General features: G+C 41.5%; 1 protein-coding gene. It reads left to right on the forward strand.

Annotated features, from left to right (window positions below):
• Window positions 1-260, forward strand: a 260-nt coding sequence (locus AAEZ02_RS22850; RefSeq protein WP_351125396.1) for a ribosome-recycling factor, incomplete at both ends; no start/stop codon positions are given.

The following is a 260-nucleotide window of genomic DNA, read 5'->3' on the forward strand; positions in this document are numbered from 1 at the left end:
GTGCAACTTTGCGTATTCCGTTGCCTTCGTTAACTGAAGAACGTCGTAAAGACTTTATCAAAGTGGTACGTAACGAAGCGGAAAATGGTCGTATTGCCATTCGTAACGTTCGTCGCGACGCAATCAGTGAAGTCAAGAAGCTTGAAAAAGCAAAAGCATGTACTGAAGATGATGTTCGCCGTAGTGAAGATGAAGTGCAGAAGCACACTGATTCATCAATCAAAAACATTGATCAAATACTAGCAGCGAAAGAAAAAGAG

The sequence above is a fragment of the Shewanella sp. T24-MNA-CIBAN-0130 genome (genome assembly GCF_040310185.1).
Lineage (GTDB): Bacteria > Pseudomonadota > Gammaproteobacteria > Enterobacterales > Shewanellaceae > Shewanella > Shewanella psychromarinicola.